The 17545-nt window shown below is 62.9% G+C and carries 14 protein-coding genes and 1 tRNA gene; 2 read left to right on the top strand and 13 right to left on the bottom strand.

All coding sequences use genetic code 11. The features are described 5' to 3' along the window. From CKY51_RS17475 to CKY51_RS17420, 13 genes are all read right to left on the bottom strand, one after another. Positions 1-115 (bottom strand): transposase (locus CKY51_RS17475; protein WP_152249563.1); only part of this gene is annotated, 115 nt, incomplete at its 3' end. Positions 116-154: 39 nt separating this feature from the next. Then, positions 155-337 (bottom strand): hypothetical protein, encoded by a 183-nt coding sequence (locus CKY51_RS17470; protein WP_152249562.1) that lies wholly within the window; start codon positions 335-337, stop codon positions 155-157. Between the two features lie 3 nt (positions 338-340). Beyond that, on the bottom strand, positions 341-889 hold the full coding sequence (locus CKY51_RS17465; protein WP_152249561.1) for a DUF4303 domain-containing protein: 549 nt from the start codon (positions 887-889) through the stop codon (positions 341-343). Between the two features lie 14 nt (positions 890-903). Continuing rightward, complete coding sequence (locus CKY51_RS17460) at positions 904-5484, bottom strand: RHS repeat-associated core domain-containing protein (protein WP_152249560.1); 4581 nt, start codon at positions 5482-5484, stop codon at positions 904-906. Positions 5485-5501: 17 nt separating this feature from the next. Further along, positions 5502-5630 (bottom strand): hypothetical protein, encoded by a 129-nt coding sequence (locus CKY51_RS22840; protein WP_022973177.1) that lies wholly within the window; start codon positions 5628-5630, stop codon positions 5502-5504. Next, positions 5627-7246 (bottom strand): hypothetical protein, encoded by a 1620-nt coding sequence (locus CKY51_RS17455; RefSeq protein WP_031340212.1) that lies wholly within the window; start codon positions 7244-7246, stop codon positions 5627-5629. The genes CKY51_RS22840 and CKY51_RS17455 overlap by 4 nt, the downstream gene beginning before the upstream one ends. Positions 7247-7269: 23 nt before the next feature. After that, entirely contained in the window at positions 7270-9513 is a 2244-nt protein-coding gene (locus CKY51_RS17450; RefSeq protein ID WP_152249559.1) for a type VI secretion system Vgr family protein, read from the bottom strand. Between the two features lie 204 nt (positions 9514-9717). Beyond that, positions 9718-11598: a M61 family metallopeptidase gene (locus tag CKY51_RS17445; protein ID WP_170292343.1), complete on the bottom strand. Its 1881-nt coding sequence runs from the start codon at positions 11596-11598 to the stop codon at positions 9718-9720. A 152-nt stretch (positions 11599-11750) separates the two neighbouring features. Then, positions 11751-12086 (bottom strand): cytochrome o ubiquinol oxidase subunit IV, encoded by a 336-nt coding sequence (gene cyoD / locus CKY51_RS17440; protein ID WP_022973181.1) that lies wholly within the window; start codon positions 12084-12086, stop codon positions 11751-11753. Then, positions 12086-12721 carry a cytochrome o ubiquinol oxidase subunit III gene (gene cyoC, locus CKY51_RS17435; protein ID WP_022973182.1) on the bottom strand — a complete coding sequence of 212 codons (636 nt, stop codon included), beginning with the start codon at positions 12719-12721 and terminating at the stop codon, positions 12086-12088. The genes cyoD and cyoC overlap by 1 nt, the downstream gene beginning before the upstream one ends. Further along, entirely contained in the window at positions 12718-14718 is a 2001-nt protein-coding gene (gene cyoB / locus CKY51_RS17430) for a cytochrome o ubiquinol oxidase subunit I (RefSeq protein ID WP_152249558.1), read from the bottom strand. Before cyoB ends, cyoC begins: the two co-directional genes overlap by 4 nt. Further along, positions 14718-15665 carry a ubiquinol oxidase subunit II gene (gene cyoA, locus CKY51_RS17425; RefSeq protein ID WP_152249557.1) on the bottom strand — a complete coding sequence of 316 codons (948 nt, stop codon included), beginning with the start codon at positions 15663-15665 and terminating at the stop codon, positions 14718-14720. The genes cyoB and cyoA overlap by 1 nt, the downstream gene beginning before the upstream one ends. A gap of 323 nt (positions 15666-15988) precedes the next feature. Next, positions 15989-16064 (bottom strand) — tRNA-Thr (locus CKY51_RS17420). 544 nt (positions 16065-16608) lie between these two features. On the opposite strand from CKY51_RS17420, the gene CKY51_RS17415 reads away from it, so the two are divergent. Next, entirely contained in the window at positions 16609-16833 is a 225-nt protein-coding gene (locus tag CKY51_RS17415; RefSeq protein WP_152249556.1) for a hypothetical protein, read from the top strand. A gap of 144 nt (positions 16834-16977) precedes the next feature. After that, positions 16978-17400 (top strand): hypothetical protein, encoded by a 423-nt coding sequence (locus CKY51_RS17405; protein WP_155975894.1) that lies wholly within the window; start codon positions 16978-16980, stop codon positions 17398-17400. The last annotated feature ends 145 nt before the right edge of the window (positions 17401-17545 follow it).

Here is a 17545-nt window from a genome sequence, read left to right as displayed (position 1 = left end):
AATAGGTCGCCGTGCTGATGCCGACTTGGCGACAGACGTCTTTGACTGGAACGCCTGCGTCGGCCTGCTTGAGCGTGGCGATGATCTGTGTCTCGGTGAACTTCGATGTGCGCATGGAACCTCCTGACTTGGGAACGATGCCAGAAAGATCTACTTATGCGGTGTCTGCGGATCGGGGGAGCTTACGGGTGTGCTGCAGCAGGCGATGCTGGCGGTAGACGAACCTGCGCGGTGCGCCGAGCGCGTCCTCGGCTGCCACCAGGTCGCCTTCCACACAGCGATAGGCCACCAGCTGGTGGCTCAGGCGCGGCCGGGTGTCGCCCAGCGAGGCTGGCACCACCTACTCCTGCTTTTCGGCGGCCTCATCAAGCCAAGCGATCAAAGCCTCATTATCAGCATTATTTAAGCGGAGGGCGCGCTCCGTATTCGAATAAGAAGGAGGAGTCAATTCGACATTGATCAGCACGTTACTTCTAGGCTGATTCAATTCAAAAATCCCCTCTGCATCCAGTTTCGCCATTACCTTTTCCATTGAAGAAACTCTTACATCAAGCTCTAGCAGCCATGCATCTCTTGAAAGCTGATCTATTGATGGCCTAGCATTGAAGATACTTTGTAGCTCGAAAAAATCTTGGCCAGAATAATCCACGTACGGAGAGTCAGCATAGGACCATTTAACAAAATCAAAATAATCCACCGCCTCCACACCCTTATCTTTTTCCCTCTGCAAAACCTGCTTCGACCAAGCGGAAATGAATGGAGGATGCCCCTCCTCTGTAGTCACCAGGACACAATAATAGAATGACTCATCTTTTTTTTCATTAAATAAACCAAGAAATGCACTTTTCGCGCATTTATAAATCTGATCTACAAGATAACCATCAGCCATAAAACACCTCAATTTTAAACGCGGCAACCTCTACCAATCGCCCTTAGTTCGCGTCTTAAAGCCCTGCGAATAGCCCTGTCACCCCGCCCCTGTTGTGTCATTCTTTGAACGACGCCCTGCAATCTTGCACGCACATCTCTGTGAAATTTCCCGGTGTGCATTTCATTATGAGGACGCGGATGACCGACAGCAATTCCATTGGCTGCGTCGTTAATGCCAATTCTATACCTAGCAAGAATTGCGCGGGAGTCAACTGCTGGAGCCCAATGCCCTGATGCTCCTGTAGAGGCAACGATATGGCCAGCGGCCTGTCCAGGGGAGACAGATCGCCCCTCCCTTGCCATGTTTGCGCGGAGAATATCAGCATTAATTTGCGTTAGGCTAGCCATCAGACCCAACGGGTCAATCCATTGAAGTGGATTCAACCCGTAGCCGTACAAATTAATGCCGCCATTTAACCGCAATGGATCCAGGGATATGTAACCACCCATGTAACCATCATAATACCGATGCAAATTATAACTGAGGTCAGTTTCGCTATCGAAATACTGCCCTTGGAATCTCAAAGGATTCTCAACCTCTCCGGCGAAACTCTCATCAAAGCAACCCCAGGCGCTGCAAATTTCAGACCAAACCACGCCTCCAGAACTATCGATCAATTTTGCAGGGCAACCATTTGGATCTACGTGATAATAATAGGAAACTGATTCAGGCGACCGCGATTCATCGCGCCCCTCTACGCCAGCAAATACATCATCGCAAACCGAATCTATTGGCGTGATGCGCTCAGAAGCTGAATACAGAATTTTTCCTATTTTTTGCTTATCTTCCAAATCAGTCGCAGCCTTGGTGCCCGAGAATTGACTACCAAGCCTAAAGTTACCATCCAACGATCCAGCTAGAGGTGCACTTTGGGCCTTCGCCTTAGCACTCAAAATTTCCCTAGACTCTTTACCAAGAATAGTTTCAGCACCCAAATTACCTAGCGAACGATCCTTCTGCGCTGAATTATCGAGCGAGTCCTTATGCTTCGGGGATACTCCTTCCTCCCGACCCAGGCCATCCCGTTTGCCACTAGGCTTAACCGGGTCAGCATCTCCCTCAGACATACGCCGCTGAAAGTTAGCTATCAAACCAAAACTTCTAACTAATAAAGCGAATGGCATGAATGTGTCCGGGTAATACACATACTCCCGCACCCGCTCATGCAGCTTGGCGAGTTTCTCCTTGCGTCGCTTGGCTTCGATCAGGTTGGCGACGTTGCCGACCCAGACCGGGGCGGCATCTGGGTCGTCGTTGGCGTGCTTCACTTCGCCCAGCAAGGCGTCGCCGTCCCAGTAGAACCACGTCGTATGGGTCGGGTTGCGCTTGAACACCCGTCTGCCCAGCGGGTCGTAGCCGTAGTGGGTGACCTGCCCCGCCTTGCTGCTTTCGGCCAGGCGGTGGTTGGCGTCCCAGCGTAGTTCCAGGTCGTCGGGTGCGGGGCCGTGGGGGCTGCCCTTGCGCACCAGGTCGCCGGCGCGGTCGAAGACGTAGTGCACGCCCTCGTAGGTGCCCTCGCGGGTCCACTGCACCTGCTGCGCGTCATCGCCGCCGACCACCTTGCGCAATTGCACCTGTTGCACGCGCGTGGCCAGGCGGTCGCCGGCCGGGTCGTTGAAGAAGCGTTCGATCCTGCCTTTGGGGTCGGTGTGCTGCAGCAGCCGTCCGATGGCGTCGTAGCGATACTCGTCCACGCCTTGTACGCTGTCGCGGCGGTGGGTCAGGTTGCCGGCGCGATCGTAGTCATAGTGGGTTTCGAACAGCGGCACCGCGTCCTTGAGCACCGCCTGGGCGGTGAGCAGGCTGCGGCCGTCGTAGGCGAAACGGCGTTCGACCTGCGCGCTGAGTTGCTCGCGGGTGGCGCGCCCAAGCGCGTCGCGCTCGATCAGGATCGGGGCGTCGTCGTTGATCGCTACCGACACCACCTGGTCGCGCAGGTCGTAGCCGAAGGCGATGCGATTGCCGGCCGAGGTCTCGCGCAAGACGCGATTGCCCACCGCGTCGTAGCCGTAGCCGACACGGAAGCCGTCCTGCACTTCTTCCAGCAGCTGGCCCAAGGCATCGAAGCGACGGCTGGCGCTGCGATGCGGGTTGCGCAATTCGACCAATTGCCCGCGCCGGTCGTAGACGAAATGTTCCTGTAGCTGCTGGCCGGGCTGCCGCACGTCGGCCAGCGTCTTGCGTACGATCCGCCCGAGCGGGTCGGTGGCATAGGCAATCCGCTGACCCAGCGGGTCGTACGTCGCGGTCAGACGGCCGGAGGCGTCGTAGTCGTAGCGGCGGGCCTGGCCCCAGTAATCCACTTCCTCGACGATGCGGCCCAGCGCATCGCGCTTGAGCTCATAACGTTCGCCACGCTGGTTGATCACCGCAACCAGCTGTTCCTCGCTGTCGTAGCGATACTCCACCGTGTGCCCGTCGGCCTGCAGGCGCTTGCCGATCTGGCCGATGCCGACGTACTGCAGCCGAGTCTGCGCGCCAGCCTCATCCACGTAGAGGATGAGCTGATCCTCGGCATCGTAGTCGCACTGCACTTCGCCGCCGCCCGCTGAGCGCAGGCGCAACAGGCGGCCCTTGGCGTCGTACTCATAGGTGCTGGCATGGCCGAGCGGATCGTGCTGGCTGCGTAGCCGGCCCAGTGCGTCGTGCTCGAAGTGGCTGCGCTGCCCCAGCGCGTCGATCAGCGCGGCGAGCAGGCCGTAGCGATCGTATTCCAGCTGCGTGGTCGCGCCGCGCGCATTGGTATGCGCGCGCAGCTGCCCATGCGCGTCGTAGACGTATTGCGCTGCCGCGCCGAGCGGGTCGGTCTGTTCGACCAGCAGCCCGCGTGCATCATGGCGCTGCTGCCAGGCGTGGCCATCCGGATCGGAGACGGCGATCAGGCAGTCGTCGTCGTCGAAGGTCTGGCTCAGCGTGCTGCCGTCCGGGCGGGTCAGCGTGAGCAGATTGCCGCGATCGTCGTAGTCGAAGCGCGTGCACAAGCCTTCCGGATCGGTGACCGCCACAGTACGGCCGACCGCGTCGTACTCGAATACCGTCACGCCGTCCAACGGGTCGATCTCGCACAGCGGCAGGCGATGCTCGTCGAACTTGACCAGCGACACGTGTCCCAGCGAATCGGTCACCGCGGTCTCGCGCAGCAAGTCGTCGTAGGCGAAGCGATAGTCGTACAAACCGCCGTCGCCCCAGCTGTGGACCACGCGCCACTGCCGGTCGTAGTCGTAATAGAACGACAGGCCGACCCGGTCGGTGTGCTGCAGCAGGCGATGCTGGCGGTAGACGAACCTGCGCGGTGCGCCGAGCGCATCCTCGGCCGCCACCAGGTCGCCTTCCACGTAGCGATAGGCCACCAGCGGGTGGCTCAGGCCAGTGGCCGGGTCGTGCAGGCGCAGCCGGTCGATCCGCCCGTGGCGCGCTTCCACTTCGATGAAGCGGCCTTGCACGCCGTCCACGCCGCTCTCCACCACCCGCACCAGGTGGCCATCGCGGCGTTCGAAACGCCAGTGATTGCCGCAGGCGTCTTCGACCTGCGCGATGGGCAGACTGCGCGCACGCGGCAACACCGCGACGCCCGCTGCTGGCAGGTCGGCGAAGCGGTGGCGCATGCCGTCCTTGCTGCGGACCAGCAGGTCGGTGCCGTCGCGCGACAGCCGCGCGCCATCGACGAACTCGCGCACCTCGCTGGCCGTCGCGTCCGGCAACTGCGGGAACACCGCCACGCCGTGGCCATCGTGGAACAGCACCACGCCATCGGCCTCGATCTCCAGGCGGATGTCGCCAGGCGTCTGCCAACCATGTCCGCAGACGCCCGCCTGCTCGGCCTGCGCCGAGCTGTAACGGCGCGTCCACGTCAACGGTAAGCGGCCGGGAATGGCGAAGTCTTCGTGCAGCACTGACACGCTGCCGTCGCGGATATCCACCGGCTCGGCGCGCAGCACCTTGCACTTGAGGAACCCCGAATCCATATTCTTGAACACACGCTGCCGCAGACCCTTGAACGCCTCCGCCGCGCGCGCGCCCAGCTTGGAGCGACGCAGCGCTCCCAGGCCGGCGAAGGCCGCGTGGAAGAGCATCGCCATCAAGGAAATGGTCAGCGGCCCGCCCACCTTCACGTTGGTGGGAATGGCGACGTTGATGCCGGTCGGCAGCCACAGCGACCGGAACGGCTTCTTGAGCTTCTTGATGCGGAACGGCGGGATCAGCCCGGCGAGATTGCAATCCAGCACCGGGGCAGCAAGTCGCGAAAACGGGTCGCCATCGGCGGTGACCGTCTTGCTGCCCATGAAGATTTCTTCGCCGTCGAACTGCGGGCCCATCGGCATGCTCAGCTGCGGCGTCCACATGCCCAGCGGGATGTGGATGTCCAGCCCACCGGTGCCGGCCGTGGCGCGTTTGACCCCGTTGACGGTGACGGTGGCGCCGATGAACGGCAGATAGTCGAACGGATCCAGTACCAACCCGATGTGCGGGGTCGGCAGCGGAAACGGCGGCATCGAATACATGTGGATGTCGATGCCCAGCTGCGGATCGAAATGCTTGGCGGCAGTACTCATCGGTCGCGCTCCTGCGTCTACAGTGCCCGCGCCAGCGCGCGCAGGAAGGCACGCACTTCATCGCGGTACTCCATACCCAACCAGATCACGATCGCCATGCCGAGCAGGATGAAGACGGCCAGCACGGCCAGTTTGCGCGAACTCATGCGGTGGCCTCGGTGCGCCCGGCCGCTTCTGCCGCCGAGGCGGCGATGGAGGGCTGGGTCAGTGCGGCGGGATCGGGAAGCGGTTGGGTCGCCGGCGGTTGCGTCCAGGCGGGAATCTCGTTGTCCAGCGGATGGCGAATATCCGGCAAGCCATTCCAGGTGGGATGCAGGAATTCACGCCCGACCGCAACCACCTTGCGGAAGAATTCATCGCCGCCCTGGATCACGCGCTCGCGCTCCTGGCCGACCCGATGGAAGGCCTGTTCCAGCCCGGCGTGCAGCGTCGCCTCGATCTGGTCCAGCTGCGCCGGCACCGGTTGCGCGCCCAGCCGCGCGGCCTGCTGTTCGGCCTGCGCGTGCAGGTTGCTGACGGTTTGCAGATACGCGCTCGCCAACTGTTCCAGCTTTTGCGCGCGCGGCTTGTCTTGCAGCATCAGCAGATCCTGCAGCACCTGCGGCAAGGTCGTGGTCTTGCGGTCCTCGCTGGGCAAGGGTCTGGCCGCGCGAATGGCCTCCAGGCCGTAGTTGCGCGCGGCCTCGCGTTGACCGTCCTGCGCCATGCAGAACGCCGCCATTCGGTAGGCTTCGATGACGAACAAGGGATTGGGGATCTCTGCGGCAGACTGGGCAGCCGACAGGTAGCTCTGCGCGGCGCGCCCAGGTTGGCCAGCCGCAAACCACGTCCCCGCTTCGCCGAACCAGCCCTGCATCAGCAGATCGCGTGCGGCCGGATGGCCGGCGGTCAGCGCTTGCGTCGCGCAATCGCGCGCCTGCCGATAGCTGGTGATCGCAGTGGGATATTGCTGCTCCTTCAGCCAACCGCCGGCCAACATCATGTTCAGCACCACCTGTTGGTCGCTCCAGCCCTGCCGCTGCGCCAGCGCCATCGGACGCTCGATGCGCTGCGCAAGCTGGGCTGCGCTGCCGCGCTCCAGCACCAGCATCAGGTCGCTGAGCATCTGCCGGTAAGCGACCGACGGCCCCGCCCCACCCGACTGCGCAGCCACCTCGCGCGCGATGTCGAACATGTCCACAGGCGGAGCGATGCAATGGGCACGGGCGCCATGCCGCTCCAGCAGCGGCTGCCAACGCGGATCTTCGTGGGTATCGATCAGCACCAATCGCACCGTGGGCGACGGCCCTGCAGTCAACGCCGCGTCGACCCAGGCGATGAAGCTGTCCTGCGCGGTCAGGCGCTCGGGCTCCAGGACCACCGCCAGATAGCGCAGGTAGTCTGCATGGTGAGCCGCAAACGAATCGAACACTGCCAGCGTGCCGGCGGCGGTATCCGGATGCGCCGGCCCGGGGCCGCGCCAGCCCAGTTCGATCCCCTGCTCGCGCAGCTCGCTCTGGCTGCCCAGGTAGCTGGCCGACAGGGCCAGCTTCACCGCGCGGCTGTAGCCAAAGCTGGTGTCGAAGCATGTCTCCAAGCGCAGAAAGTAATCGGGCGCGTTCCAGTCGCCAGGATGTTTCTGCGCTTCGAAGAATGCGGCCAACAACCGCATCGCATTGGCGGGCACGCGCCATACCAGCAATCGCAGCGCAGGATCCTCGCTGGCCTGCATCCAGGCATCGCACAGCAGCGCGATGCGTTGTTCGACCGGATTCTTGCTCACGGTTCGGCGTGCCCTCCCAGGCGTCAGCAATTGAGCTTGATTTCCGCCCCGTTGACCGAAACGCCCGACCCGTCGATGACGATGGTCGAGCCACCGGCGGAAATGCTGATCTTGTCGCCGAGGATTTCGATCGCAGCACCGCCGACGGTCGCGAGCAGCTTGGTTCCCGACGCCAGGCTCATGTCGCCGTTGGACATCGTCGTATGCGTTCCGGTGACGCCATGCTCCAGATTGCCGTCGACACTGACGGTGCGGGCGCCGACGTTGATGTCCTCCACCGGCCCCTGGACGCTGCGCTTATCCAGCCCGGTGATGGTGACCTCGCGGCCCGCACTGAGCTCCTCGGTGGCCTTGCCGATCACCTGCCGCAGCGAGGTCTGGGTAACGGTTTCCTTCCAGGTGCCCGTGCGTTGACTGGTGTAGTTGCCGGTCAGGGTACTGACGAAGTTGCCGGTGATGGTTTCGACATAGCCCGCTGCGGCAATGGTCTTGGTCTGGCCGGATTTGAAGTTCTCGGTGACCGCGCCGGTGACATTGGTGGTGCGCGTGCCGGTGACGCCCAGCGTATCGGTGCCGGTGACGGTGATACCGCGGTTGGCACCGACGGCGATGGTCTGGTTGGCGCCGACCGTCAGCGCATGATTGACCGCCACGTTGGTGGACTTGTTGTTCTGGATCGAAGCGTTCTGGTCGTTCAAGACCGTGGTGACCATGTCGCGCTGTGCGCGCATATTGAACAACTCGCCACCGGCACTGTCGTGCATCGACAACTCGTTGTAACCGCCACCCTTGACGGTCTTGGATTTCAGTCCGCTGACTTCCATGCCGAACGGCGGCATGTTGTCTTCGTTGTAGACGCGGCCGGTGATGATCGGCCGGTCGGGATCGCCGTCGAGAAAATCGACCACCACTTCCTGGCCCACGCGTGGCGGCGATACGCCGCCCATGTCGGCACCGGCCCAGGGACTGGCACTACGGATCCAGCACGAGCTGGTCTCGCGGAACGCGCCCTGGCGATCCCAATGGAACTGGACCTTGACCCGACCATAGCGATCGCAATACAGCTCCTCGCCCGGCGGCCCCACCACCGTGGCCGTCTGCGGACCCGGCATGCGCTGCGCGGGAGTGATGCGCAGCGGTCGATAGGGAATCTTGCGGCGCAGGACCTGCACGTTGCATTCGAAGCTCGGCGCCTGTGCATCGCTCAGGTCGCTGGAGAAATTGTTGCGTCCCTCGCGCTGCAATCGCACAACGAAGAATTGCCGATCTTCCTCGCTGCGCCCGATGAAGTCGGGATGGCGCTCCAGTACGAAGCTGCCGCCGCAGACCAGCCGACTGCTGTTGCCCTCGCCTTCGAACAGCTTGGTCGGCCAGGCCGCCTCCTCGCTGCGCAGACCGGCCAGGGCATCGCCGACCCGGCTGTCGGCGAAACGCGCGGCGCCGTCGTACTGATAGCGCTCCAGCTGCGGCAACACACCCATCGGAATATCGCGTCCATTGCTGGCGGCCAGCGCGGTGCGCGGTTGCTTGAAGTCGAAACTCTTCAACGCGTGTGCGCTGGGACCGACGCGCCGACGCGCGCGCCAGCGATGCATGCCGGGGCGCTGCAAGGTGCCTTGGTCGGACACGAACTCGATCGGCGCCGGTTGCCCAAGCGCTTCCGACGCAGTGGAGTCGTCGGCCAGCACCATGGTGTGGGCGTCTTCGCTGTGGCGGAACGCGTAGTAGATGCCCGCATCCTCGAGCAGTCGCGAGACGAAGCTGAAGTCCGACTCGTTGTACTGCACGCAGTAGCTCAACTTGGGATAGCGCCCGGCATCCAGGTCGTGCGCGAAGTCGGCAAGCTGCGGATAACCATCGAACACCTGTTCGACGATCTCCAGCACGTTCATGTCCTGGAAGATCCTGCAATTGCTGGTGTATTGCAGGAACGCGAACCAGGGCGCGATCTCGGCGCGGTAGGCGCTCAACTCGCCCTGTTTGCCGACGTGGGCGAATTCGCGCACGTAGCCGTGCACGATGCGTCCATCGAACTCGTCGCCCAGGCTCAGTTGCAGCGGCTGGCCGACCAGTTGCTTGAGCTGCAGACCGTTGTAGGTCGATAGCAAATCGATGTCGAACGTATACGGTGAGGACACCTCTTCGGTACCCGAAAAATGCTTGACCACGAAGGTGTCGGGGTCGAGCACGGTCTTGACGCGGATAAGGCGTCGATCCTGCGCGAGCCGCAACATGTCCGGCCCGGTAAGCATCGCTTCTGCATGCACGGCATCTCTCCGATCCATTGCATTGCCACGACTGCGGCGCGGCACGTTCCATGACAGGTGACAGGAGGCGCGACTCCTGTGGTCGGCCCTAACCGACCGCATCACTTTGCCTGATCGCAAACGACCGCGCCACCGCCCTATTCAGGCGGTGGCGCTTTCACATGACGTCGACGATTGCTGCGGCGCACGATCGCCGTGCAGGCCTCAGTGCGGCTTGTACAGTTCGCTGAGACGATCCGGGGTGCCGGCGATGCGCTCCAGGTGCGGATACAGCAGGCCACCGTGGTAGTCGATGCGCACGGTGTCGTAGCGGTCGTAGCGTTTGACCAGCAATTCGATCGGCGCATTGGTGCCCTTGGCCGCCGTCACCGCGTCCTTGATCACCTCCACACTGAAGGCGCGCCCATTCACCGCCACGATGGTATTGCCGTTGATCAGGCCGGCGTTGAAGGCCGGGCTGTCCCACAGCACGTCGCCGATCTCGCCCGAGCCTTCCAGCACCAGGCCCAGCGAATAGGTCAGGCTGACGTCGTTCTCGTTGCTTTCATAGGTCTTGGTCGCCAGATTCGGCTGGTCGTTGTAGACCAGCTTCCAACCGTTGGCTTCCAGGCCGCCGATCAGCGAGCCATGACCATCCATGCGCGCGCGCAACAGCGTCGCCCAATCATAGGGCGCCAGACCATTGAGGGTGGCGACGATATCGTTGAAGGTGTAGGTCTTGACGTCCCAGTCGCCATTGTTCATGCCGAAGAAGGCCTTGGCGAAATCGTCGATGGAGCGCTTGTTGTTGCTCAGCGCCCGCAGCTTGCTGTCGACCTCCAGCCACATCATCTGCCCGGCGGAATAGTAGTCCTCACTGAGCTGGTAGCTGCGATACGCACGCGGGCGACGCAACGACATGGTCGGATCGTTGGTGGTGTCCTGGATGGTGCGCCAGGCCATGCCCGGGCGACCGCGATCGTAGGTCCCGGCCACGCCAGCCAGCATTTCGCGCGCCTGTTCCTGCGTCCACAGCCCCGAACGCGCCGCCAACACCTCGCCCCAGAACTGGGTCTGCCCTTCGTACAGCCACAGCAGGCTGTCGCCCATCGGCACATTGAAGTTCGGTGTGGCCAGGTCGGCGCCACGGCGGTACTTGCCGTTCCAGGAATGATTGAACTCATGCGACAGCAGGTCGCGCATGGTCCAGCTCTTATCCCACTCGGTGAAGTAGTTGGTCGGGCCGCTGTTCTCGCTGGAACGGTGATGCTCCAGGCCGATGCCACCCAGGCGCTTGGTCAGCGCCAGCAGGAAGTCGTAATGATCGAAATGGCGCGCGCCGTACAGCTTGTCCATCTGCTGCACCAAGGCCGCATGCGCCTTGATCTGCTCGGGCTTGGCCTCCAGCGACTTGGCCTCGTCGGCGAAGACGTTGAGGTAGACCGGCTGCTTGCCGCTACTCAACTCCACCCGCTTGTAGTACTTGCCAGCGAACATCGGTGAGTCGACCAGGTCGTCGAAGTCGATCGGCTTGAAGGTCACCGTATCGCCGACGCGCCGTTCGGTCTCCATCGCCGTGGCGTAGCTCCAGCCAGCCGGCAGGGTCACGCTGGCCTGCGCCTTGATATTGCGGGCGAAATAGCCGGCCGGATACAGCGCCGTGGTATTCCACTGCAGGTTGAGCATCTCCGGCGTCATCATCACCCGGCCCTGGTTGCCGGCCTGCGGGGACAGGAACTTGAACTCGGCCACCAACTCGCGTGCGCCCTGCGGCACGTCGATCTTGAAGGCATAGACATCGAACTGGTCGCGGGTCCAGGGGATCACCTGGCCGTCGACCTTGATCACCAGGCCAGCGAGCTTGTCGATCGGCCCGGTCGGCGAATGGTTGCCGGGAATCCACTGCGGATACAGCAGCGTCATCGGGCCGGGCTTGGCCGGCATGGTGGTCTTGACCCGGAAGATGCGATGCGACAGGTCGGTGGCATCGACATCGATCTTCAACAGGCCGTCGAACGGCACGTCCTGCGGAGGAGCGGTCTGCGCGGCCACGGGAAGGGACAGTGCCGCCAGCAGCGACACGGATAGCAGGGACGGGAAATTCATCGCAACTCCGAAGGGACCTGGGCAGGTATCCGCCGATGCTAAGTTGACCGGCTCGCTTCCCCGTATGCCATAGGTCATGCCAACCGGCCAGAACGCATAAAAAAAGGCCGCCAGCGAGCTGGCGGCCTCCTTGCGACGGCATTGCCGGCGGCTCAGTGCATCATGTTGATGTTCATGTTGTGCAGCACCCACAGAGAACCGACGATCACGATGCCGATGATCAGCAGCGAGAACAGGCCGACGTGGATATTGGAGCGCTGCTCCGGCGTCCGGTCCATATGCAGGAAGTAGACCATGTGGACCAGCATCTGCACGGCGGCCATCACCGAGATCACCACCACGGTGACGCCCTTGGAGAACGCCCCGCTCATCACCATCGCGAACGGGATGACGGTCAGCACGACGGCCATGACGAAGCCGATCAGGTAGGACTTCAGGCCACCGGCATGGGCGTCGGTGGCGGTTTGGTTGGCATGGTGATTGGCCATTACAGCGCTCCCAGCAGATAGACGACGGTGAACACACCGATCCAGATAATGTCCAGGAAGTGCCAGAACAGGCTCAGGCACGCCAGGCGGGTGCTGTTGCGGGCGGTCAGGCCGTTCTTGGCGATCTGGATCACCAGCACCGCCATCCACAGCAGGCCCGAGGCCACGTGCAGGCCGTGGGTACCGACCAGGGTGAAGAAGGCCGACAGGAAGGCACTACGACCGGGGCCGGCACCTTCATGGATCAGGTGGTTGAACTCCCAGATTTCCATGCCCAGGAAGCCCAGGCCCAACAGCGCGGTGACGGCCAGCCAGCCGTACAGGCCGCCCATGCTGCGCTTGTGGCCGGCGATCATCGCAAAGCCGAAGCTCAAGCTGCTGAACAACAGCAGGAAGGTTTCCACCAGCACGAACTTCAGGTCGAACAACTCCTTGCCCGTCGGCCCGTCCACCGTGGCGCCGGACAGCACCGCGTAGGTGGCGAACAGGCCGGCGAACAGCAGGCAGTCGCTCATCAGATAGACCCAGAACCCGAAGACGGTGTTGCCACCGCCGTCGTGATGTGCATGGTCGTGGTCGTGGCCGCCCGCGTGGGCGCCGTGATGATCAAGCGTGGTCGTGGAGGACATGGTCATACCGCCTTGGCGGCATGCGCCGCATGTTGCTGTTCCAGCTGGGCGAAGCGCGCGTTCTCGATGCGCTCCACTTCTTCGGCCGGCACCCAGTAATCGATGTCGTCATCGAAGGTGCGCGCGATGAAGCTGCCGATCATGCCCACCAGACCGACGATGGCCAGCCACCAGATGTGCCAGATCAGACCGAAGCCCAGCAGCACGCTGAAGGCGCCCATGTACACGCCGGCACCGGTGTTGCGCGGCATATGGATCGGCTCGTACTTGGCCGGACGTACCCAGCCCTTGCCGTTCTGCTTGTCGGCCCAGAACTGGTCGCGGTCGTCGATGTGCGGCAGCACGGCGAAGTTGTAGAACGGCGGCGGCGAGGACGTCGCCCATTCCAGCGTACGGCCATCCCACGGATCGCCGGTGTGGTCCATGTGCTCCTTGCGCTTCCACACGCTGTAACCGATCTGCACCAGGTTGAGGAAGATGCCCAGGCCGATGATCGCCGCACCCGCCGCAGCGACGTACAACCACGGTGCCCACTCCGGGTGGTTGTAGGTGTTCATGCGACGGGTCATGCCCATGAAGCCGAGCACGTACAGCGGCATGAACGCAACGAAGAAGCCGATGATCCAGCACCAGAACGAGGCCTTGCCCAGCTTTTCGTTGAGCTTGAAGCCGAACGCCTTCGGGAACCAGTAGGTCAGGCCGGCCAGGTAGCCGAACACCACGCCGCCGATGATCACGTTATGGAAGTGCGCGATCAGGAACAGGCTGTTGTGCAGCACGAAGTCCACCGCCGGGATCGCCAGCATCACGCCGGTCATGCCGCCGATGGTGAAGGTGATGATGAAACCGATCGTCCACAGCACCGGCGAGGTCATGTGCACGCGACCGCGGAACATGGTGAACAGCCAGTTGAAGATCTTCACGCCGGTAGGGATCGAGATGATCATCGTCGTGATGCCGAAGAAGGCATTGACGTTGGCACCCGAGCCCATGGTGAAGAAGTGGTGCAGCCACACCACGAACGACAGCACGCCGATGCACGAGGTCGCATACACCATCGAGGTGTAGCCGAACAGGCGCTTGCGGCTGTAGGTCGCAATCAACTCGGAGAAGATGCCGAACGCCGGCAGGATCAGGATGTAGACCTCCGGGTGGCCCCAGATCCAGATCAGGTTGACGTACATCATGGCGTTGCCGCCACCGTCGTTGGTGAAGAAGTGCGTGCCCAGGTAACGGTCGGCACCCAGCAACGCCAGCGCCACGGTCAGGATCGGGAACGCGGCGATGATCAGGATGTTGGTGATCAGCGCGGTCCAGGTGAAGATCGGCATGCGCATCAGGGTCATGCCCGGCGCGCGCATCCGCATGATCGTCACGAAGAAGTTCACACCGGTCAGCAATGTGCCTAGTCCGGAGATCTGCAATGCCCAGATGTAGTAGTCCACACCGACGCCTGGACTGTATTGCAGCCCGGACAACGGCGGATACGCCAGCCAGCCGGTCTGCGCGAATTCACCCACGCCCAGCGAGATGTTGATCAGGGCCGCACCACCCACGAACAGCCAGAAGCTCAGCGAGTTCAAAAACGGGAAGGCGACGTCGCGCGCGCCGATCTGCAGCGGCACGATCAGGTTCAACAGGCCGGTCATGAACGGCATGGCCATGAAGAAAATCATGATCACGCCATGCGCGGTAAAGATCTGGTCGTAGTGGTGCGGAGGCAGCACGCCCTCGCCACCGCCGCCGGCCAGCGCCTGCTGGGTACGCATCATCGCCGCATCGGCAAAGCCGCGCAGCAGCATGACCAGCGCCACGACGATGTACATCACACCGATGCGCTTGTGGTCGACCGAGGTGAACCACTCTTTCCAGAGATAGCCCCACAGCTTGTACTTGGTGACGGCGCCCGCGATGAGCAGGCCGAGCAGGCCGGCACCACCGAGCGCGACCATGATGATCGGCTCGTGGTACGGAACCGCCTCGATCGTAAGTTTGCCTAACATCACTTGTCTCCAGAGGTGCACATGGCAACCGGCTCTGCGGCCGATGCCTGATGGTCGCCATGGCCTTCGCCGTGGCCGCCGTGGTGGCCGGGACCATTCATGTATTTATCGATCAGCGAGCGGAACATGCCCTCCTGCACCGACGCGTAGTAGGTGACCGGATAGGGTTCCTTGTCGTTGCGATTGGCGGCGAGCACCTGGTATTCGGCAGCGTTGAGCGCCTTCGGCGAGGCCTTGACCTTGGCCACCCAGGCATCGAAGCCGGCCTGGTCGGTGGCATGCGCCACAAAGCCCATCTTCGAGAAGCCATGTCCGCTGTAGTTGGTGGACAGACCGAAGTAATCACCCTGCTCGTCGGCCATCAGGTGCAGCTTGGTTTCCATGCCTGCCATGGCGTAGATCATGGTGCCCAGGTGCGGGATGAAGAACGAATTCATCACCGAGTCGGAGGTGATCTTGAAGTTCAGCGGCGTATGCACCGGGAAAGCGATCTCGTTGACCGTGGCGATGCCCTGGTCCGGATAGATGAACATCCACTTCCAGTCCAGCGACACTGCTTCGATGGTGATCGGCTTGACGTCCGAATCCAGCGGCCGGTACGGGTCCAGCGCATGCGACGAGCGCCAGGTCAGCACGGCCAGCACCAGGATGATCACGCACGGGATCGACCACACCACCACTTCGATGGCGGTGGAATGCGACCAATCCGGCTCGTAGCGGGCCTTGGTGTTGGAGGCGCGGTACTTCCAGGCGAAGGCAATCGCCATCACGATCACCGGGATGACCACGATCAGCATCAGCACCACCGAGGTGATCAGCAGCTGCTTCTCGTCATGGCCGATCTGGCCTTTCGGATTGAGAATGGCCGAGTTGCAACCTGCCAGCAGCAGGAACGGCAACATCAGGCCTGGACGAAGTACACGCCCGAGATGTTTCAACGGAATCATCGGTCGATCCAAGTGCGAAGGAACGCCAGCCTCGTGTCTCGCCTTCCACCGGGAGCGGCCGACCGCCCTCTGGCGGTTGGATCGCCCGGATCGCGGGCACGGGTTAGCTTCCTAATTTTAGACTTTGCTGCACCTGCACGAAAGCAGTTGGCAATGATCCATCGCAACAAATGCGCGCATTTTCGTGCGACATGTTGTCGCAGCGTCGCGCGCGCGCAACGCGCTGCAGCCGCATTCGCCGCGGCAGGCATGGAATCGACGGGAGTCTGGGCGAACGCCCTGAATGCGACAGGATCGACCACTGGCCGACCCTGGATGAAACGTGGTGCCGGAAACAGGAATCGAACCTGCGACCTACGCATTACGAATGCGCCGCTCTACCAACTGAGCTATTCCGGCGAGCCGCCAATTGTAGGAGCGTGCCCCGGGCCGGTCAATCGCCGGCCCCGGTCGGCACATCTTGGCGGCACGGCGTGCCGTAGCATGCGCGCCCTTTGCGTTCCGGACATGCCGATGAACAAGCTCCTGTGGTGCTGGGACGGGCCTGCTGGGCTTCGCCGTCCCCCTTCCCTGCTTGCTCTACTTCGCCACTGCCTGGCCCGTCACACCCGGCGACCGTAGCGCGCCGTGGTGGGCGGGCACTGGCCCTGCTGGCAGGCTCGCTGGGCCTGTGGCTGTGGCTGCTCTACGCGTATTTGGACAAGTTGTCGCTGCGACCGCTGCCCGCTACAGCACGTGCAAGGCGTCCTCGCCAGCGGCGCGAACCGCGACGCCGAAGTCGAGCAGGCATAGCCGACCGGCGTCCAGGTGAAGGGCCTGACGCAATGGCGGGTCGTCCTGGGATTCGACACTCTGTCCGGCACGCGCATCAGCGACACGCTGCTTCTGGTGGACCGCCCCGGAGCAGTGGCGGTTCGAGGTCGGCAAGCACCATCGCGTCAAAGTGAGTACCGCGCCTGGCGCGCCTCCCCATGTGGTGATGGAGGGCGCGCAGCCAGAATGGAACCGCCGCGCGCTCTGGCTGCGAGGCAGCCTCGGCGCGCTGCTGCTGGCCCTGGTCGGGGTGGCCTACATCGCGGCCTGGCGCGTGCAAAGCCAGGGACTGGGCTGGACCTTCCTGTCGCTTGGCCACCCACTACTGGTGTGCCCATTGATCCTGTGCGCCTAGAGCATGTTATGCACTTTGAGATGAGATGCGTTGGCTGTCAGCGGTGCGGAGCGGATGCTGCGCGGCGCCGGCTTGGTGGCGCCAAGGCAAGCCGCGCGGCGCCCGCTCCGTGCCGCTGACGGCCAACCCTGTGGGAAGCCTCCTGTGGCGCGCCGATACCGCGTTGCGCGCCTTGCCCAGGCGGCCAGCCTGGGCCGCAGCGCACGCCTTGTCTCGACGCGCCACAGGATGCTTCGCACTCACCTCAAAGTACATAACACGCTCTATCTGCTGGGCCTGCGCCTGCTGGCGCGCGCACTGCGGATGGATGCCAAGAGCGAGGCCGTGAAGTACCGGGGGATCCGGACCGTTGCCCGCATCCTGGACGTGCGCCAGACCGGGAATTATCTCAACGAACAGCCGCAGGTCGCGTTCCAGCTGGCATTCGAGGATGCACAGGGCGTCACGCACGAGGCCAGCGTGCGGTGCTTCGTGCCGCTGATCGAACTGGCGAGCCTGCCGCGTGAACGCGTCCCGCGACTCTACGATCCGCAGGACGCTGCCCACATCCGGCTGGAGGACGCATGAAGGCGCCCTCCAGCCCGCTGGCATTCGCATGCGTGGTGCTGATCCTGGCCGGCGGCGATCGGGGGCGCAGCCTGGCGCACCGTTGACGAGACCCTGGCAGCGCCCCGCCGGACGCCCGCCACCGTCGGCACAGCAAGTGCCGCAC

The sequence above is a fragment of the Xanthomonas maliensis genome (assembly GCF_009192945.1).
Lineage (GTDB): Bacteria > Pseudomonadota > Gammaproteobacteria > Xanthomonadales > Xanthomonadaceae > Xanthomonas > Xanthomonas maliensis.
This window is presented reverse-complemented; position numbering and strand designations above follow the sequence as displayed.